The organism is Yersinia similis (assembly GCF_001053095.1).
In the GTDB taxonomy this organism is placed as follows: Bacteria; Pseudomonadota; Gammaproteobacteria; order Enterobacterales; family Enterobacteriaceae; genus Yersinia; species Yersinia similis.
The window spans coordinates 119,547-135,781 of sequence record NZ_CGBP01000005.1; the positions used below are offsets into that span (position 1 = coordinate 119,547).

The window sequence follows — 16,235 nt, forward strand, 5'->3', positions numbered from 1 at the left end:
TTTTTTATTACTCTTTTTTATGTTTGATTACTGGTCGTTTTACGCCTTATTCTTCTTCATTTTCATCACTGGCTGGCCGTTTACTGCTTAAACCGTACTCCCGTAATTTATTGGCGATCGCGGTATGAGAAACACCTAGCCGTTTAGCCAGTTTACGGGTGCTGGGATAATTACGATAAAGCAGAGTCAGCACAGAACGTTCGAACCGCTTACTGATATCATCAAGTGAACCATCAAGGACTTCATCACCCAACGTAGCTTCAATTTCAAATTCCGGCAGGATGATATCCTGTGGCCTTAACTCGGCCCCCTCCAACTGAGTGAGCGCGCGATAAATAGCATTTTTAAGCTGACGCACATTACCCGGCCAGCCATAGTGGGTCAGGAAACTGGCCAATTCTGGTGACAATTTTGGCCGCGGCACACCTTGCTCATCAGAGAATCGCGCTACAAACAACTCGGTCAGTGGCATGATATCGGCCTGACGCTCACGCAATGGCGGTAATGTGATGGTCAGGACATTCAGCCGATAATATAAGTCTTCACGGAATTCCCCACGTTGCACCAACTCCACCAGATTTTTTTGGGTGGCGCAAATGACACGCACATCAACATGCACTTCATGTTCTTCGCCTACACGGCGGAATGTTCCGTCATTAAGGAAACGCAACAGTTTGATTTGCATACGGGGTGACATTTCACCAATTTCATCTAACAGGACCGAACCACCATTAGCCTGTTCAAAGAACCCCTTTTTGCCTTCAATAGCGTTTGGATACGCTCCAACCGCATAACCGAATAATTCACTCTCGACCACTTCATCAGGCAGTGAAGCACAATTCAGACCAAGAAATGGCATTTTACCCCGTGGACTACGCAAGTGACAGGCACGAGCCAGCAGATCTTTACCGGTACCCGTATCCCCTACCAGCAATAATGGCGCATCAAGCATGGCTAATTTTCGGGCTTGAGCCAAAACCTGGCGCATCTTCGTACTGGTCGCCACTATCTGTCTAAACTCGGTGTCATCATTGACCGATAAAGTTTGCAGTTGCTGCCCCATACGTGCGGTTGATTTCAACATCACAACCGCGCCAACGGTTTGTTTTTTCTGGTTTTCGTCTTCGAGATTAATCGGTGTAATCTCCATCAGGTAATCCTGATTATTGATCAATACCCTCTCAGTGTGCGGGGCCGTATCGCCGCCTTCAAACCAGCGTGAAAAATTATAGCCACCCAGCAGGCTACCCGCCGTTTTATGGCGAATCTTTTCTTCACTGAGGGAGAATAGCGCACGGGCAGCGGGGTTCGACAGCTCAAGATTACCTTTTAAATCAATGGAGAATACCGGTTCTGGCATGGATTCCAGCAGCGCTCGCAACGAACGATGTTCGCGCTCTGATGGCATAAAAGAAACGGTACGGACATCCGTTACTCCATCAATACGCCGAATCTCCACCATTAGTGCACTGAATATACTGAAATCCAGACTGGAAAAATTCAGGTAAATGCGACCGATAGGATCAATTTCGATCCCCCGTAAATCAATGCCGCGTAATACCAAGAGATCAAGCAACTCTCTGGTGAGACCGATTCGGTCTTCGCAAAAAACTTCCAAGCGCATCAGTATTGACCTTATATATGGCAGGTGCGAAATCACTGGCGATGATAATACCCTGTCCCCTCTTACTGATGAAGCAGTCTGTCAGCAAAAGTTGACAGGAATCGTCTTTTTTGTTGTTTTTTCCTCTTGTTGAATGATATCAGGCAATATCTTTAACGTTTATATCACTAATAAATAGCGTGTTGTTAGAAACAGAGTTAATAATTCAGCATAATATCATGTCAGTGAGTGTCAACTTTACCGTCAAGATTGGGTGACACTTTGCATTACCTCGGCCATTTGGCTATAGTAAACATAGCCAAGTGACCGAGGAGGTTATATGAGAGCGTACCGCCCAAACCCCGCGACTAAAATGGGAACGCTTTGGCGTGAAATTGGCTTACCTGCTAGCCGCGGCACAATATTGGTCGATAGTATCAAAATGGGGTTTTCTGTTGATGTTATCGACAGTATTCATTTGTGGGCATCAATGCCTAAAGCTGAAATATTACGTGCCACCGGTATCCCCAGCCGTAGCTTGACTCGCCGCCGCACACATGATGGCCGTTTTACGCCAGAAGAAAGCGAGAGAATTGCACGTTTTGTCCGCGTAATGGATGCCGCTGTCGATTTGTTCGGCGGAGATAAAGGTAAAGCCATTACCTGGATGTCCACGCCCATCAAAGGATTGGGGTATCGCAGCCCAGATTCCCTACTGGAAACCGAAACTGGCGCACTAGAAGTGTGTGATTTGATCGGTCGGTTGGAACACGGCGTCTTTACTTAACGGCTTAAACCGCCCGATGGAACGAAACTTATGATGCTATACCGCATTGTTATGCGCCGCTATCTCGCGTCAGCATGGACCGGTTACGGCGCTGAGATCTATGGTGGTCGTTGGAATCATAAAGGCCACGCTGCCATCTATTTAGCCAGTAGTATTTCATTGGCCATGCTCGAAACACTGGCTCATATTCAGGACAGTTCAACGCTCAGCGAGTTTGAATTATTCCAAATTGAAATCAGTGACAGCAGTATTATGTTGCTACAGCCGCAGGATTGGCCCACGGACTGGCGTAGCGATCCGGCACCGGTGACGACTATGGATGTCGGCACCGAGTGGCTAGAATCAGGATCCTCGGTAGGGTTACTGGTCCCATCCACCTTGGTGCCGTCAGAAAACAACTTACTGGTCAATCCTCATCACAAAGATTTTCCAGCTTGTTTAGCCAGCGTCAAACCGCTCTCTTTTGTCTTTGACCCACGGTTAAAATAGCCTTTATTAATGCGCTGTTTTATCTTTTTTCGGTAACGTATTTTTCAGTTGATTCATCAACTGGCGACGGAAATCTCCCAGTTTGGGTTTATCACCTTCTAACCACGGTAACGGGCGGCATAGCTCCATGGCTTTGATCCCCAAGCGCGCGGTCAATAAACCAGCGCCAATCCCTTGGGCGGCACGAGCCGACAAACGAGCAGCCAAATCTTGTGATAGCCAATCCATGCCCACCTCCCGTACCAACTCAGAGGCTCCGGCAAAGGCAATATTCAGCAATACCAGACGGAACAGACGGATACGGCTGAAATACCCTAACTCAATACCATACAGTGCAGCGATACGATTAATGAGGCGAATGTTACGCCAGGCAATAAAAGCCATATCCACTAGTGCGAGAGGGCTAACTGCAATCATCAACGCTGATTCAGCAGCATAGCGGCTGATTTCTGCCCGAGCCTGATTATCCAGCGCAGGTTGAACCAGTTTGGCATATAATTCAACCATTTCACGATCGTTATGCGTTTCATGCAGTGATGCCTGCCAGCGCTGCAATGCCGGGTGCCCTTGGTCCAGTCCTGCCTGACGGGCTAACTTCTCACAGAAAGCACGCCCTTGGCCGACACCGTGGCTAACCAATAACGCCCGAGCAATATCTCGTTCTTCAGCCCGTTGACGTAAATGGTATAAACGCCGCCACTCCGTTACCACCGAGCCGACACCCGCCAGAACAATTAACCCCCCTGCCGTAGTCGCGCCCAAAGCTATCCAATCTTGCTGCTGCCAGGCTTGATGGACCCATTGCACTGACTGGGCAATCACACTGGCCCCCAAGATAACCATCCCGGCAGTGACCATCTTACGCCATAGGCTACGCTTAGGTTTCAATGCGGCATTCACCAACCCTTCTACGCGCCCCTCTTCATCTTCTGCATCCAATTCTGGGGCGGCTGGGTAAAACTTCTCTGCCGCCTGTTCATCAAAAGACTGCGCCGCTTTTAATACCGGCTCATCCAACGATTGCAGAGGCTGCTCAAAATCAATCCTTGGTTTTAACGGTTCGCTCATCGCAATTTATCTCCCAATAAAAACTCCATCACCGCATCTAACCGGATATGAGGCAATGGGCTATCAATATGAACCGCTTGCGGACGAAACTGGTCAAAATGGAAACCTTGCTGTTGCCAGAATGCAGGACCAGGTAAACGGGCCGGGACATCACCAGGAAACACCGTTAATGGTGCGCCATCTTTTAAGCGATGACCCCGCAGTGCCGGTATTTTTTGCCCTTGGTGATCAACCATGCCACTTTCGGTAGCCTGTACCGAAGCCAACCCGACACAATCCATACTGATCCCTTCAAAAGCCGCATTCTGCCAGGCTTCCTGCACCAGTTGTTGTAATAAGGAGACCAAATTAGCGTGCTGGTCGGCAGTCACATGGTCTGCTTTGGTTGCCGCAAACATCAGCTTATCGATACATGGAGAAAATAAGCGGCGAAATAACGTGCGTTTCCCATAATGGAAACTCTGCATTAATTGTGTCAACGCCAAACGCATATCATTAAACGCCTGAGGCCCACTATTAAGCGGCTGAAGGCAATCTACCAGTACAATTTGCCGATCAAAACGAACAAAATGCTCTTTATAAAAACCTTTAACGATCGTATTGCAATAATAGTTAAAACGGGCGCGCAACATGCCCAGATTAGAGTGTTTATCAGCCTGGGCCAGACGTGACTCCCCAATGCCATTGACGTCCAGCCAAGGAAAGAACTGTAATGCGGGGGCTCCCGCCATATCACCAGGCAGCACAAAACGCCCCGGTTGAATAAAATGCAGGCCTTCATTTTTACAGTGGATAAGATAGTCGGTATACGCCTGTGCGATAGCCGCCAGTTGATTTTCATTGGCCGGGGCCAATGGATCACATTGTTGGCATAACGCTAGCCAAGGCTTGGCCCACTCAGCGCGATCCCCTTGCAACAACCCTTCCATCTGGCGGGACCAACTCAAATAGTCCTGCTCCAACATGGGTAAATCCAGTAACCACTCCCCTGGATAATCGACAATCTCCAGATACAGCGTTGATGTCTCTTTAAAATGACGCAACAGCGAATCACTGGAGCGAAAACGCAATGCCAGGCGGATTTCACTGACACCACGGGTCGGCGTTGGCCAGTTTGGCGGCGTACCATACAGAGAGGCCAGCCCTTCATCATACGTAAAACGTTGAATACCCAGATCACGCTGCGGAACCCGCTTAACACCCAGTAACCTTTCGTCACGCACCGCAGAAAACAGCGGCAGACGTGCACCACTGTGAACATGCAGTAATTGATTCACTAAAGAAGTGATAAAGGCGGTTTTTCCACTGCGGCTCAGGCCGGTTACCGCTAGACGCAAATGGCGATCCATCCCGCGGTTAACCAATGACGTAAGCTCATTTTGCAGTCGTTTCATGCTTCTCCTTGGCAAATTGACTCACTACTGCCGCCATCGCACGTTTTAGCACTGGCTCCAGGATGATCAGCAACAACCAACGTAGCGGTTTATAGCTCACACTTTTCATTATCAAGCTGGCAGCCCCCGTCGGGCCGTACATTAATGCAGCAGTAAAAATAATTTTAATCAGCTTCATAAATATTACACCTGCGCGTGCATGGGCAGGGTTATTGTTCATCATTTTGCCCTCTGGCAGGGATTAAACAGGGAGCACCCCAACATCAGATGATGGCAGGCCCGACTAACGGTTGAACTTTCGACAAAACTACAACTGACGGAACCGGCTTCGTACACCAAAAGTATCTGAGGTCACATAGCGCTCCACCTGACGTAGCCGTTGTTCTCCCCGTTCCAGCTCGTGTTGCAATTGATCCAGTAGCTGGCGCGGTGTGACGTCATTATCGTTAGTCACACTGGCTGCGGATACCGGCTCCAGCATAAACGCCAGTATGACGTAGGCCGCAACAGTGAACACGAATAGGCCAAAAAACAGTGATAACACCATTATCACGCGAACCAACCGTACTGGAATATCAAAATAATGGGCCAGACCGGCACATACCCCTTTAATCATGCCCTCTTCCGGTACCCGGTACAGTTTTTTACTGCCTAACACATTCGCCATTATGATTGTCTCCAGTTAGGGTGTTCTGTATCCAGAATTTCTTCTAGTGTCTGAATACGCTCACGCATCCGGCGAGCATCCTCGGTTAACAATGATAGGCGCTGCATATCTTGATGACTTAATTGAGCTCCATTTTGCTGACGACCGTTGTAATGTAGCCATAACCAAATGGGTGCAACAAAAAGCACGAAAATGGTTAAGGGTATGGCAAGAAACAGAATACTCATTGATTCCCCTTATTTATTTTTGACTGCGGGTACATCGATTATAGCCATGGCAGCGCCCTACTGAGGCACTGCCGGTCCCGTATATACCCTTTGAATTTGAAGCTGTAGCGATGCTTCAATGACATTAAGTACCTTGTTTGCTAATAAATACGGGAAATTAACTATTCAACTGATTTCAGTTTCGCTTTTAATGCCGCTAATTGGCTACTGATTTCATCATCCGCTCTCAACTCGGCAAACTGTTGGTCCAAAGACTTTTGTTTGCCAACTCCAACGGTTTCCGCTTCAGCTTCCATATGGTCAATACGGCGTTCAAACTGCTCAAAGCGCGCCATCGCTTCATCAAGCTTACCGCTGTCCAATTGGCGGCGTACATCACGAGATGACGATGCTGCCTGATGGCGCAGTGTCAATGCCTGTTGTCTGGCTCGGGTCTCGGTCAGTTTATTTTCCAACTCCGTAATTTCATGCTTCATGCGGCTCAGGGTTTCTTCCACTGTCGCCACTTCACGTTTTAGCGTCTCAACTAACGTCATGACCTTCTGTTTTTCAATTAGTGCAGCACGCGCCAAGTCTTCTTTATCTTTGCGCAGTGCCAGCTCAGCTTTTTCCTGCCACTCCTGTTGCTGGCTTTCGCTGTGGTCAATACGGCGTAGCAGTTGCTTTTTCTCTGCCAATGCACGGGCTGATGTCGAGCGGATCTCCACCAGCGTATCTTCCATTTCCTGAATCATAAGACGCACTAATTTCTGTGGATCTTCAGCTTTATCCAGTAATGTGTTGATGTTCGCGTTCACGATATCGGCAAAGCGAGAAAAAATACCCATAATTTACGTCCCCTTTGACTTATTGGTTCTCTGAAATAGTGGCGTCTGATTGCGCCGTTAGCTTGATGGGCAAGATCCGTTATTCATGATGCTGCCATTCAATACGCTTCACATAGAGTTAATCAAGAGTCGTGCCAACTTTTCATGATAATTAATAGCATGAAAATTAAAGAAAAAATAATTTTTACTCAAATGATATAAAATATGAAGTGATTATTTTAACTAACTATTGGCGAATTTCATCATGAATGAGCAACTGGATAATCTGCTCGGCGAAGCAAATGCATTTATTGAAGTGCTGGAGCAAGTCTCGGGACTGGCAAAATTGAACAAACCCGTGTTAGTCATTGGAGAGCGTGGTACCGGTAAGGAATTGATTGCCCATCGCCTGCACTACTTATCAGAACGTTGGCAAGGGCCATTTATCTCCCTTAACTGCGCCGCGCTCAATGAGAACTTACTCGATTCAGAGTTATTCGGCCATGAAGCCGGGGCCTTTACTGGCGCGCAAAAACGTCATCTTGGCCGTTTTGAACGCGCGGATGGTGGCACTTTATTTCTGGATGAATTAGCGACAGCACCTATGCTGGTTCAGGAAAAATTATTACGCGTGATTGAGTACGGCCACCTGGAGCGTGTTGGCGGTAGCCAGCCATTACAGGTTGATGTCCGTTTAGTGTGTGCCACCAATGATAATCTGCCCGCATTGGCGGCTGCCGGAAAATTCCGTGCCGACCTGCTAGACCGCCTCGCCTTTGATGTCGTGCAATTGCCCCCACTGCGTGAGCGGCAGCAAGATATCATGTTATTAGCCGAGCATTTCGCCATCCTGATGTGCCGTGAGCTGGGGCTTTCCCTCTTTCCTGGTTTTACTGCTACGGCGCAAAAAAAATTACTCGAATACCGTTGGCCGGGGAACGTGCGTGAGCTAAAAAATGTAGTAGAGCGCTCTGTTTATCGCCACAGCGACAGCAGTAAACCACTCAATAATATTATTATTAATCCTTTTGCTACCGACCAGAAGATTATTGAGATTGAGAGGGTGGATACGCCCAACGAAGGGGGGGCTATATTACCCACTCTGCCCGTAGACTTGAAACATTGGCTGCACACCAGCGAACATCAGATGCTAACTCGGGCTTTAAAGCAGGCGCGGTTTAATCAGCGTAAGGCGGCGAATTTATTGGGGTTAACCTATCACCAGCTGCGTGGCTTGTTAAAAAAACACACCATTTTGAGTGAAGAACTGACGCAAGCCAGTGATTCGGGTGAGTAAGTGCCGCTAACTCTCGTTGATGCAAATAGCGCAGCAGCATCAAGGACTAAGGGTAAAAAAAAAGCCAGCACCCGAGCTGGCTTAAATACTGGAAGCAATGTCGTGCTTTTCTGACCAAAACCAAAGACTGCCAGCTTTGTTCTGAATCGCGATCAAATGATAATGCTTATCAATATCTATTGTAAATGGTTTTGTTGAGAATTTTTCTCATTCCCGTACTACCTAAGGTGTCATTAGCTCCTATATTGGGGGAAACACGCCTTTTATAGATGAATAATCAGGCGGTGCCTTCGATGACTCAATATCCCGCAGGTAGGTTGCCATTAGCTTCGTCATGCATTCCCCCACACGATAAACTTTTTCCCACGCACTAACCTTTTCCCCACACACTAAACAATGCGTTACCGTTTATCAGCCTAAATTGCGGCAATCCCCTCAGATGAAACAGTTGTTTTATGCAATGGATTGGGGGGATCGTCAGATTACGGTACACTAAGCGTATTGCTTACTCACTGCGAAAGCGTTTATGCGTGGTTTACTGATTTTGCTGTTGTCGCTGACTTGCCTTGCAACTCCTGCGGCGGAACAACCGCTACCGGATATCCGTCAGCGCGGATTTGTCTATTGTGTCAGTGGGATACTCAACACATTTAACCCCCAAATGGCCAGTAGCGGCTTAACCGTCGATACCCTGGCCGCACAACTCTATGACCGCCTACTGGATGTTGACCCCTATACCTACCGGTTAATCCCAGAACTGGCAGAGAGCTGGCAAGTTCTGGATAACGGCGCAACCTATCGTTTTCATTTACGTAAAGATGTGCCGTTCCAGACCACTGACTGGTTTACCCCAACGCGGATGATGAACGCCGATGATGTGATCTTCAGTTTTCAACGGGTATTTGACTCAAAGCATCCGTACCACAAGGTTAATGGTGGGGAATACCCATACTTTGATAGTTTGCAGTTTGCAAGCGCCGTAAAAAGCGTAAAAAAACTGGATAATTACACCGTTGAATTTAAGCTAAAAGCCCCTGATGCGTCGTTTCTTTGGCATTTAGCAACCCATTACGCCCCAGTATTGTCTTCAGAATACGCCGATGTTCTGACCCAGAAAGGGAAGGAAGAACAGATTGACCGTGAACCCGTAGGGACCGGGCCTTTTTTATTGGATGAATATCGCTCTGGGCAATATATCCGCTTATTCCGCAACAGCCATTATTGGAAAGGTGTGCCACGTATGCCACAGGTGGTTATCGATCTGGGCGTCGGTGGAACGGGCCGCTTATCAAAACTGTTGACCGGAGAGTGTGATGTGTTGGCCTATCCCGCTGCCAGCCAATTATCTATTTTACGTGATGATCCACGGCTACGCCTGACACTGCGGCCAGGGATGAACGTCGCCTACCTCGCCTTCAATACCCGCAAACCACCGTTGAGTGATCAGCGGGTTCGTCAGGCGATTGCCTTGTCAATTAATAACCAGCGATTGATGCAATCAATCTATTACGGCACAGCTGAAACGGCAGCCTCTATTTTACCCAGAGCATCATGGGCTTATGATAATCAGGCTCAGGTGACCGAATACAATCCGGAAAAAGCCAAAGAGATCCTCAAAGATTTGGGGATAACCCAACTGCAACTCAACTTATGGGTCCCTACCGCATCGCAATCTTATAACCCTAGCCCATTGAAAACCGCTGAATTGATCCAAGCGGATTTGGCACAAGTGGGGATTTCCGTCAAAATTGTTCCCGTCGAAGGCCGTTTCCAAGAGGCCCGCCTGATGGATATGAGCCACGATCTGACACTTTCCGGTTGGTCTACTGACAGTAATGACCCCGACAGTTTCTTCCGGCCCTTATTGAGCTGCGCAGCAATTCGTTCGCAAACAAACTATGCTCATTGGTGTGATCCGGCCTTTGATGAATTACTGCAAAAGGCATTACGCTCCCAGCAATTATCGGATCGTATTGAATATTATCAGCAGGCTCAGCGTATTCTGGAGCAACAATTGCCGTTACTGCCACTGGCATCGTCCCTACGGCTTCAGGCATACCGTTATGACATTAAAGGCTTGGTATTAAGCCCATTCGGTAACTCTTCTTTTGCCGGTGTATTCCGCGAAAGTGATGAGGGCAAGAAGCCATGATTATTTTTACATTACGGCGATTATTACTGCTTATGATAACCCTGTTTATGTTGTCATTAGTCAGCTTTAGCCTGAGCTATTTCACCCCCTATGCTCCATTACATGGGGCCGGGTTGCTGGATGCCTACCACTTCTATTTCAGTAGTTTGTTGCAATGGGATTTTGGCGTTTCCAGTATTAATGGCCAACCAATCAGCGAGCAACTGCGAGAAGCCTTTCCCGCAACCATGGAGTTATGTGTACTGGCCTTTGGCCTCGCGCTGTTTATCGGTATTCCACTGGGAATTATTGCCGGGGTAATGCGGGGTAAATGGGCCGATATCGCCATCAGTTCCGTGGCATTAATCGGCTTCTCGATCCCCGTATTTTGGCTGGCCCTGTTACTGATGTTGTTCTTTTCTCTGCATTTGGGGTGGTTACCGGTTTCTGGCCGTTTTGACCTGCTTTATCAAGTAAAACCAGTGACTGGGCTGGCCTTGGTCGATGCCTGGCTATCGCCCTCACCTTACCGCAACGAAATGATGCTCAGTGCACTTCAACATATGATCTTACCGATTACCGCACTGGCAGTGGCACCGACAACTGAGGTCATCCGCTTAATGCGTACCAGCACCGACGACGTTATCGGGCAGAACTACATTAAAGCCGCTGCAACCCGTGGGCTATCACGCCTCACTATTATTCGCCGCCATGTCTTACACAATGCCTTACCGCCAATTATTCCGAAGTTAGGGTTACAGTTCTCCACTATGCTGACACTGGCCATGATCACCGAAGTGGTCTTTAATTGGCCGGGGTTAGGGCGCTGGCTGATTAATGCGATCCGCCAACAGGACTATGCCGCAATCTCTGCGGGGGTGATGGTCGTGGGTTCGTTAGTGATCGTTATTAATGTGCTATCGGATATTCTGGGTGCCATGATGACCCCGTTAAAGCATAAGGAATGGTATGCCCTTCGATAATGTCTACCGCGAAAAGAAAATGCCCAGTCCGCTGCTGTATACTTGGCGTCTTTTCTCTTCTGATGGCCTGGCGATGGTGGGTTTCTACGGCGTCTTGGGTTTGTTATTGCTCTGTCTCCTGGGGAGCATGCTTGCACCTTATACTCTCGATCAACAGTTTTTAGGCTATCAGTTATTGCCACCCTCGTGGTCACGTTATGGCAATGTCTCCTTCTTCCTCGGGACCGATGATCTCGGCCGTGATGTCTTGAGCCGCTTACTGACAGGTACTGCATCTACTTATGGTTCAGCGCTAGTGGTCACAGTAGCTGCGGCGTTGTGTGCCATTGTTCTCGGTGTGTTTGCCGGTATCACCCGTGGTTTTCGGTCAGCGATTCTTAATCATGTGTTGGATACACTGCTCTCAATACCTTCACTGCTGTTAGCCATCATCGTGGTCGCCTTTGTTGGGCCGAGTTTGGAACATGCGATGTTTGCCGTTTGGCTGGCTCTGTTACCACGAATGGTGCGGACTATTTATAGCGCAGTGCATGATGAGCTTGATAAAGAATATGTGATTGCAGCCCGTCTGGACGGCGCATCAACACCGCACATTCTGGCCTATGCCATCTTGCCGAATATCGCCTCAGTCCTGGTCACTGAGTTTACCCGAGCGTTATCAATGGCGATCCTGGATATTGCCGCATTAGGTTTCCTTGACCTCGGCGCACAATTACCCTCTCCCGAATGGGGAGCAATGCTCGGTGATTCGCTGGATTTGGTTTATGTCGCACCATGGACCGTGATGCTGCCAGGCGGCGCAATTTTGGTTAGTGTACTGTTGGTTAATCTGCTGGGTGATGGTATGCGCCGTGCCATTAATGCGGGGGTGGAATAATGCCATTACTTGATATTCGCAACCTTACTATCGAATTTATGACGTCAGAAGGGCCAGTAAAAGCCGTTGACCGCATCAGCATGACCCTAACCGAGGGGGAAGTTCGTGGCTTAGTCGGTGAGTCTGGGTCCGGTAAAAGTTTGATAGCCAAAGCTATCTGCGGTGTCAGCAAGGATAACTGGCGCATTACTGCTGACCGCTTTCGCTTTAACGACATTGATTTACTCCAACTGACTCCCCGTCAGCGGCGTAAGGTGATCGGCCATAATATTTCTATGATTTTTCAGGAGCCGCAATCTTGCCTCGATCCATCAGAAAGTATTGGCCTGCAACTGATACAAGCGATCCCTGGCTGGACATATAAAGGCCGCTGGTGGCAGCGTTTTCATTGGCGTAAACGGCGGGCAATCGAGTTATTGCATCGGGTTGGCATTAAAGACCATAAAGATATTATGCGTAGTTACCCCTATGAGCTAACCGAAGGTGAGTGTCAAAAGGTGATGATTGCTATCGCGCTGGCAAATCAGCCACGGTTGCTAATAGCCGATGAACCCACCAATGCGATGGAGCCCACGACACAAGCGCAGATTTTTCGCCTGTTGGCCCGGTTAAATCAGAATAACAACACCACGATTTTGTTGATCAGTCACGATTTACAGATGATGAGTAAATGGGCAACCCGGGTTAACGTACTCTATTGTGGTCAGACGGTAGAAAGTGCCGTCTGTGAAGACTTGCTGTCTACCCCACATCACCCTTATACCCAAGCACTGATTCGTGCAATGCCTGATTTTGGCCGATCCCTGCCCCATAAAAGTCGTCTGAATACGTTGCCGGGTGCTATTCCATCGCTGGAACATTTACCGGTCGGTTGCCGTCTTGGCCCTCGTTGCCCTTACGCTCAGAAAACCTGTATTGAAACACCGCGCTTGCGGCTGGTGAAAAACCACGCCTTTGCCTGTCACTTCCCCTTAAATCTGGAGGAGCAATAATGGTCGAGACGTTGCTCGAAGTCCGTAATCTAAGCAAAACTTTCCGCTATCGTACCGGGCTGTTTCGCCGTCAACATGTTGAAGCGGTAAAATCGGTGAGTTTTACCTTACGCGAAGGCCAAACACTGGCGGTGATTGGTGAAAATGGTTCGGGCAAATCCACGTTGGCAAAAATGTTGTCGGGCATGATTGAACCCACCGCGGGTGAATTGCTGATTGATGATCATCATCTAGCTTATGGTGACTATGCTTACCGTAGCCAACGTATTCGCATGATTTTTCAAGACCCAAGCACCTCACTAAATCCCCGTCAGCGCATTGGTCAGTTGCTGGATGCTCCGCTGAAACTGAATACTGAACTCGATGCTCCGGCACGTGAACAGCGGATCTACCAAACACTGCGTCAGGTAGGGTTATTACCCGATCACGCTAATTACTATCCTCACATGTTAGCATCTGGTCAGAAGCAGCGAGTGGCACTGGCACGGGCATTAATTCTGCAACCCAAAGTGATTGTCGCGGATGAAGCACTCGCCGCATTAGATATGTCCATGCGCTCGCAAATTATTAATCTGATGCTGGAGTTGCAGGAAAAACACGGCATATCCTATATTTATGTGACTCAACACTTGGGGATGATGAAACACATCAGCGACCAGGTGATTGTGATGCATGAAGGAGAAGTTGTAGAACGTGGGAGTACCGCGGAAGTCTTGGCAGCACCGCTGCACGACCTGACTAAGCGTTTAATCTCCAGTCATTTTGGTGAAGCATTGACTGCGGATGCCTGGCGTCGGGATGCCAGCAATTTTTAGCGTCACCCCCTCCTGCTGAGTGCGACGGTTATTGACAAAGTGTCCACGACGGAGAGAACAGGCAGCAAGTAAAAACACCGGCTTCCCTGCATAAAAATAGCTTCCCTGGGGACTCGATCCGCACCATCTCTGGCGCGGACGCTTTACTCTTCTAACTATCCTCACCGTTCAAGATCGAATCATCGGGGTTTGTCAGCAGTCTGACCCACTATCTTTTGATAGCATTTCTCTTATTTTGACACCAAGAATCTTTCGATAAAGAATCAACCAATTTAATAGCATTTTATGCTGCATATAACGACATGTTATTACTTTTTGTTATGGATTATGGTTTAACATTATTTTATCTCACAAACTTAATCGGCAATGATGATATCCACTGTGCTCATTTGAGCAAATGATAGGATATCTTACCGATGATGCTCTCCCTTGCTTCTCACTCCATGACAAGTCCCTGTCCACTAGCTGGGCCACCCGAGGCTACTGGACTCCCTGTTATTACCCCGCACTTATCCTTAATACGAGCAAATCGCTTCCCTGACGGAGGTCATCATTATGGTGCAATTTCGCGGGAGAAATAATGCCCATTGGTATCATGAAACTCAGTGTAGCGGCAGTCTGGAGAATTGTAGCGGCAGCCCAGAGAATGTTTCCACGACAGTGAATGATGAAAACTACCCTGTTGATATTCGCCCACGAGATCCCAGCGAGAGTGGCAACATGAGCACAGGCAATAATATAACTGAACAGAGCATCATAACTGAACAGGGCATCTTTCTACTTGGCTTGACAAAAAACATCTCTAATACATTACGAGACACCCTCGGCTATGAGCAGCCTATTCTTACTGCCTCCGACGCCATGTATCAGGTACTGTTCCCAACCATTGTCGAGATAAACCACACCAATAGCTTCTCACTGTATGATCGGTTAAGTACTGCGCTAACAGTCGCTCAGGTTACCGGGATCCAGCGATTATGCAGCCACTATGCTCTCCGTCTGGCCCCACTCCCCAGCCCTAACGCCTCAAGAGAAAGCAATATTCGGCTAACGCAAATTACGCAATATGCCCGCCAATTGGCCAGCCAACCGACGTTGATCGATAGGCATGCTTTAGAGCAATTGCATGACGTGGGTTTAAATGACAGCGATATCATTATCTTATCGCAAATTATTGGATATGTAGGATATCAAGCCCGAGTGGTCGCTGGCATCTCTGCACTGGCTGGTTACCCTACAGTGATGCTCCCCGGTTTCCCCCGCATGGAAGATGCCGCCCCTAGCCCATTACCGGATGTCATGCCTAATTGGCAGGGTTGGCTACCGTCTCAAGCGGCAAACGACTATCAATCCGATAAAGAGCCTGACAAAACGGCCAGCACACTGACTGAACTGTTGGGTCATCACCAGCAAAGTTTGCTGGCTTATCATGCTATTACCGCTCACCAGCACTACTCACCTCAGTTGCAAAGCGACTGGCTGGAACTGGTGGCATTGGTCAGCGCACGAATCAATGGAAGCCTCTACTGCCAAGCCCGCCACAGGCAACATTTACAGCAACTGACGGAGCAGCCTCTGTTGGTCACTGAACTATTAAAAGGGATTGATCACGCGTTATTCTTGTTACCCGATCAACAAATACCCCATCAGCTAATCGGTGTAACCGCCGAGCTAACTCGTGCCCCGGAACGCTTTAATCATCAGCATCTTAAACGTCTACAGACCCTTGGCGTCAGTGATACTCAAATAATGCGAATTATTTTCAGTATCGCCATTACTGGTTGGACAAACCGTCTACGACACACTCTGGGAAAGTAGCAGGTCAGGGGTGGCACACCCCTTCAATCAATGTTGTGCATCGGTTGCTATTAGATAGCTGCAAGCGATCAGATAGGTGAAAACAGTCTGGTAGGTGAAAACCATCAAATAAGTGGAAGCGACCAGTTTGAGGGAACGCTCAGATCAAAGAGAACAAGCAAAAGATTTACACAACTATTTTTTGTGGGTACACATTTTGCCTATTCTGCCTCCCCCCGACACCGATTAATATTTAAGCAACTTTGGATAGTCATGCATAACTCACCATAAACACAATATTG

At 48.2% G+C, this 16,235-nt stretch carries 16 protein-coding genes; 9 read left to right on the plus strand and 7 right to left on the minus strand.

Features of this window, described 5'->3' with window-relative positions; all coding sequences use genetic code 11:
* Positions 1-46: 46 nt before the first annotated feature.
* Positions 47-1,624, minus strand: a complete 1,578-nt coding sequence (gene tyrR, locus AC971_RS05890; RefSeq protein ID WP_025383991.1) for a transcriptional regulator TyrR — start codon at positions 1,622-1,624, stop codon at positions 47-49.
* Positions 1,625-1,943: 319 nt separating this feature from the next.
* On the opposite strand from tyrR, the gene AC971_RS05895 reads away from it, so the two are divergent.
* Together AC971_RS05895 and AC971_RS05900 are read left to right on the plus strand one after the other, a co-directional pair.
* Positions 1,944-2,390, plus strand: coding sequence for a DUF2384 domain-containing protein (locus AC971_RS05895; RefSeq protein WP_002210982.1), 447 nt, complete (start codon positions 1,944-1,946; stop codon positions 2,388-2,390).
* Between the two features lie 30 nt (positions 2,391-2,420).
* Positions 2,421-2,879, plus strand: coding sequence for an RES family NAD+ phosphorylase (locus tag AC971_RS05900; protein WP_025383992.1), 459 nt, complete (start codon positions 2,421-2,423; stop codon positions 2,877-2,879).
* A gap of 6 nt (positions 2,880-2,885) precedes the next feature.
* On the opposite strand, the gene AC971_RS05905 is transcribed toward AC971_RS05900, so the two are convergent.
* The 6 genes from AC971_RS05905 to pspA form a co-directional block, all read right to left on the minus strand.
* Complete coding sequence (locus AC971_RS05905) at positions 2,886-3,947, minus strand: YcjF family protein (RefSeq protein WP_025383993.1); 1,062 nt, start codon at positions 3,945-3,947, stop codon at positions 2,886-2,888.
* The gene (locus AC971_RS05910) at positions 3,944-5,341 is read right to left on the minus strand and encodes a YcjX family GTP-binding protein (RefSeq protein ID WP_025383994.1); all 1,398 of its coding nucleotides are present in this window, start codon (positions 5,339-5,341) and stop codon (positions 3,944-3,946) included. The genes AC971_RS05905 and AC971_RS05910 overlap by 4 nt, the downstream gene beginning before the upstream one ends.
* Positions 5,322-5,564: a phage shock protein PspD gene (gene pspD / locus AC971_RS05915; RefSeq protein WP_025383995.1), complete on the minus strand. Its 243-nt coding sequence runs from the start codon at positions 5,562-5,564 to the stop codon at positions 5,322-5,324. Before pspD ends, AC971_RS05910 begins: the two co-directional genes overlap by 20 nt.
* Positions 5,565-5,648: 84 nt before the next feature.
* Complete coding sequence (gene pspC / locus AC971_RS05920; RefSeq protein ID WP_025383996.1) at positions 5,649-6,008, minus strand: envelope stress response membrane protein PspC; 360 nt, start codon at positions 6,006-6,008, stop codon at positions 5,649-5,651.
* Positions 6,008-6,235 (minus strand): envelope stress response membrane protein PspB, encoded by a 228-nt coding sequence (gene pspB, locus AC971_RS05925; RefSeq protein ID WP_025383997.1) that lies wholly within the window; start codon positions 6,233-6,235, stop codon positions 6,008-6,010. The genes pspC and pspB overlap by 1 nt, the downstream gene beginning before the upstream one ends.
* Before the next feature lie 161 nt (positions 6,236-6,396).
* On the minus strand, positions 6,397-7,062 hold the full coding sequence (gene pspA / locus AC971_RS05930; protein WP_025383998.1) for a phage shock protein PspA: 666 nt from the start codon (positions 7,060-7,062) through the stop codon (positions 6,397-6,399).
* A 244-nt stretch (positions 7,063-7,306) separates the two neighbouring features.
* Here pspA and pspF point away from each other — a divergent pair, with 244 nt between their 5' ends.
* The 7 genes from pspF (at position 7,307) to AC971_RS05965 (ending at position 15,954) form a co-directional block, all read left to right on the plus strand.
* The gene (pspF, locus tag AC971_RS05935; RefSeq protein ID WP_025383999.1) at positions 7,307-8,338 is read left to right on the plus strand and encodes a phage shock protein operon transcriptional activator; all 1,032 of its coding nucleotides are present in this window, start codon (positions 7,307-7,309) and stop codon (positions 8,336-8,338) included.
* A 526-nt stretch (positions 8,339-8,864) separates the two neighbouring features.
* Complete coding sequence (sapA, locus tag AC971_RS05940) at positions 8,865-10,490, plus strand: ABC transporter substrate-binding protein SapA (protein WP_025384000.1); 1,626 nt, start codon at positions 8,865-8,867, stop codon at positions 10,488-10,490.
* Positions 10,487-11,452, plus strand: a complete 966-nt coding sequence (sapB, locus tag AC971_RS05945) for a putrescine export ABC transporter permease SapB (RefSeq protein WP_025384001.1) — start codon at positions 10,487-10,489, stop codon at positions 11,450-11,452. Before sapA ends, sapB begins: the two co-directional genes overlap by 4 nt.
* The gene (gene sapC / locus AC971_RS05950; RefSeq protein ID WP_025384002.1) at positions 11,439-12,329 is read left to right on the plus strand and encodes a putrescine export ABC transporter permease SapC; all 891 of its coding nucleotides are present in this window, start codon (positions 11,439-11,441) and stop codon (positions 12,327-12,329) included. The genes sapB and sapC overlap by 14 nt, the downstream gene beginning before the upstream one ends.
* Positions 12,329-13,321 carry a putrescine export ABC transporter ATP-binding protein SapD gene (sapD, locus tag AC971_RS05955; protein WP_025384003.1) on the plus strand — a complete coding sequence of 331 codons (993 nt, stop codon included), beginning with the start codon at positions 12,329-12,331 and terminating at the stop codon, positions 13,319-13,321. Before sapC ends, sapD begins: the two co-directional genes overlap by 1 nt.
* Positions 13,321-14,136 (plus strand): putrescine export ABC transporter ATP-binding protein SapF, encoded by an 816-nt coding sequence (gene sapF, locus AC971_RS05960; RefSeq protein ID WP_025384004.1) that lies wholly within the window; start codon positions 13,321-13,323, stop codon positions 14,134-14,136. The genes sapD and sapF overlap by 1 nt, the downstream gene beginning before the upstream one ends.
* A gap of 555 nt (positions 14,137-14,691) precedes the next feature.
* On the plus strand, positions 14,692-15,954 hold the full coding sequence (locus tag AC971_RS05965; protein ID WP_025384005.1) for a CMD domain-containing protein: 1,263 nt from the start codon (positions 14,692-14,694) through the stop codon (positions 15,952-15,954).
* Positions 15,955-16,235: the final 281 nt, after the last annotated feature.

Excerpts from the sequence above, each read along its gene's own strand:
- sapD (WP_025384003.1), top strand. The coding sequence starts at position 12,329 with ATGCCATTACTTGATATTCGCAACCTTACTATCGAATTTATGACGTCA.
- pspF (WP_025383999.1), top strand. The coding sequence starts at position 7,307 with ATGAATGAGCAACTGGATAATCTGCTCGGCGAAGCAAATGCATTTATT.
- sapF (WP_025384004.1), top strand. The coding sequence starts at position 13,321 with ATGGTCGAGACGTTGCTCGAAGTCCGTAATCTAAGCAAAACTTTCCGC.
- tyrR (WP_025383991.1), bottom strand. The coding sequence starts at position 1,624 with ATGCGCTTGGAAGTTTTTTGCGAAGACCGAATCGGTCTCACCAGAGAG.
- AC971_RS05965 (WP_025384005.1), top strand. The coding sequence starts at position 14,692 with ATGGTGCAATTTCGCGGGAGAAATAATGCCCATTGGTATCATGAAACT.
- sapA (WP_025384000.1), top strand. The coding sequence starts at position 8,865 with ATGCGTGGTTTACTGATTTTGCTGTTGTCGCTGACTTGCCTTGCAACT.
- pspA (WP_025383998.1), bottom strand. The coding sequence starts at position 7,062 with ATGGGTATTTTTTCTCGCTTTGCCGATATCGTGAACGCGAACATCAAC.
- pspC (WP_025383996.1), bottom strand. The coding sequence starts at position 6,008 with ATGGCGAATGTGTTAGGCAGTAAAAAACTGTACCGGGTACCGGAAGAG.
- AC971_RS05910 (WP_025383994.1), bottom strand. The coding sequence starts at position 5,341 with ATGAAACGACTGCAAAATGAGCTTACGTCATTGGTTAACCGCGGGATG.
- pspB (WP_025383997.1), bottom strand. The coding sequence starts at position 6,235 with ATGAGTATTCTGTTTCTTGCCATACCCTTAACCATTTTCGTGCTTTTT.
- AC971_RS05900 (WP_025383992.1), top strand. The coding sequence starts at position 2,421 with ATGATGCTATACCGCATTGTTATGCGCCGCTATCTCGCGTCAGCATGG.
- AC971_RS05895 (WP_002210982.1), top strand. The coding sequence starts at position 1,944 with ATGAGAGCGTACCGCCCAAACCCCGCGACTAAAATGGGAACGCTTTGG.
- sapB (WP_025384001.1), top strand. The coding sequence starts at position 10,487 with ATGATTATTTTTACATTACGGCGATTATTACTGCTTATGATAACCCTG.
- pspD (WP_025383995.1), bottom strand. The coding sequence starts at position 5,564 with ATGATGAACAATAACCCTGCCCATGCACGCGCAGGTGTAATATTTATG.
- sapC (WP_025384002.1), top strand. The coding sequence starts at position 11,439 with ATGCCCTTCGATAATGTCTACCGCGAAAAGAAAATGCCCAGTCCGCTG.
- AC971_RS05905 (WP_025383993.1), bottom strand. The coding sequence starts at position 3,947 with ATGAGCGAACCGTTAAAACCAAGGATTGATTTTGAGCAGCCTCTGCAA.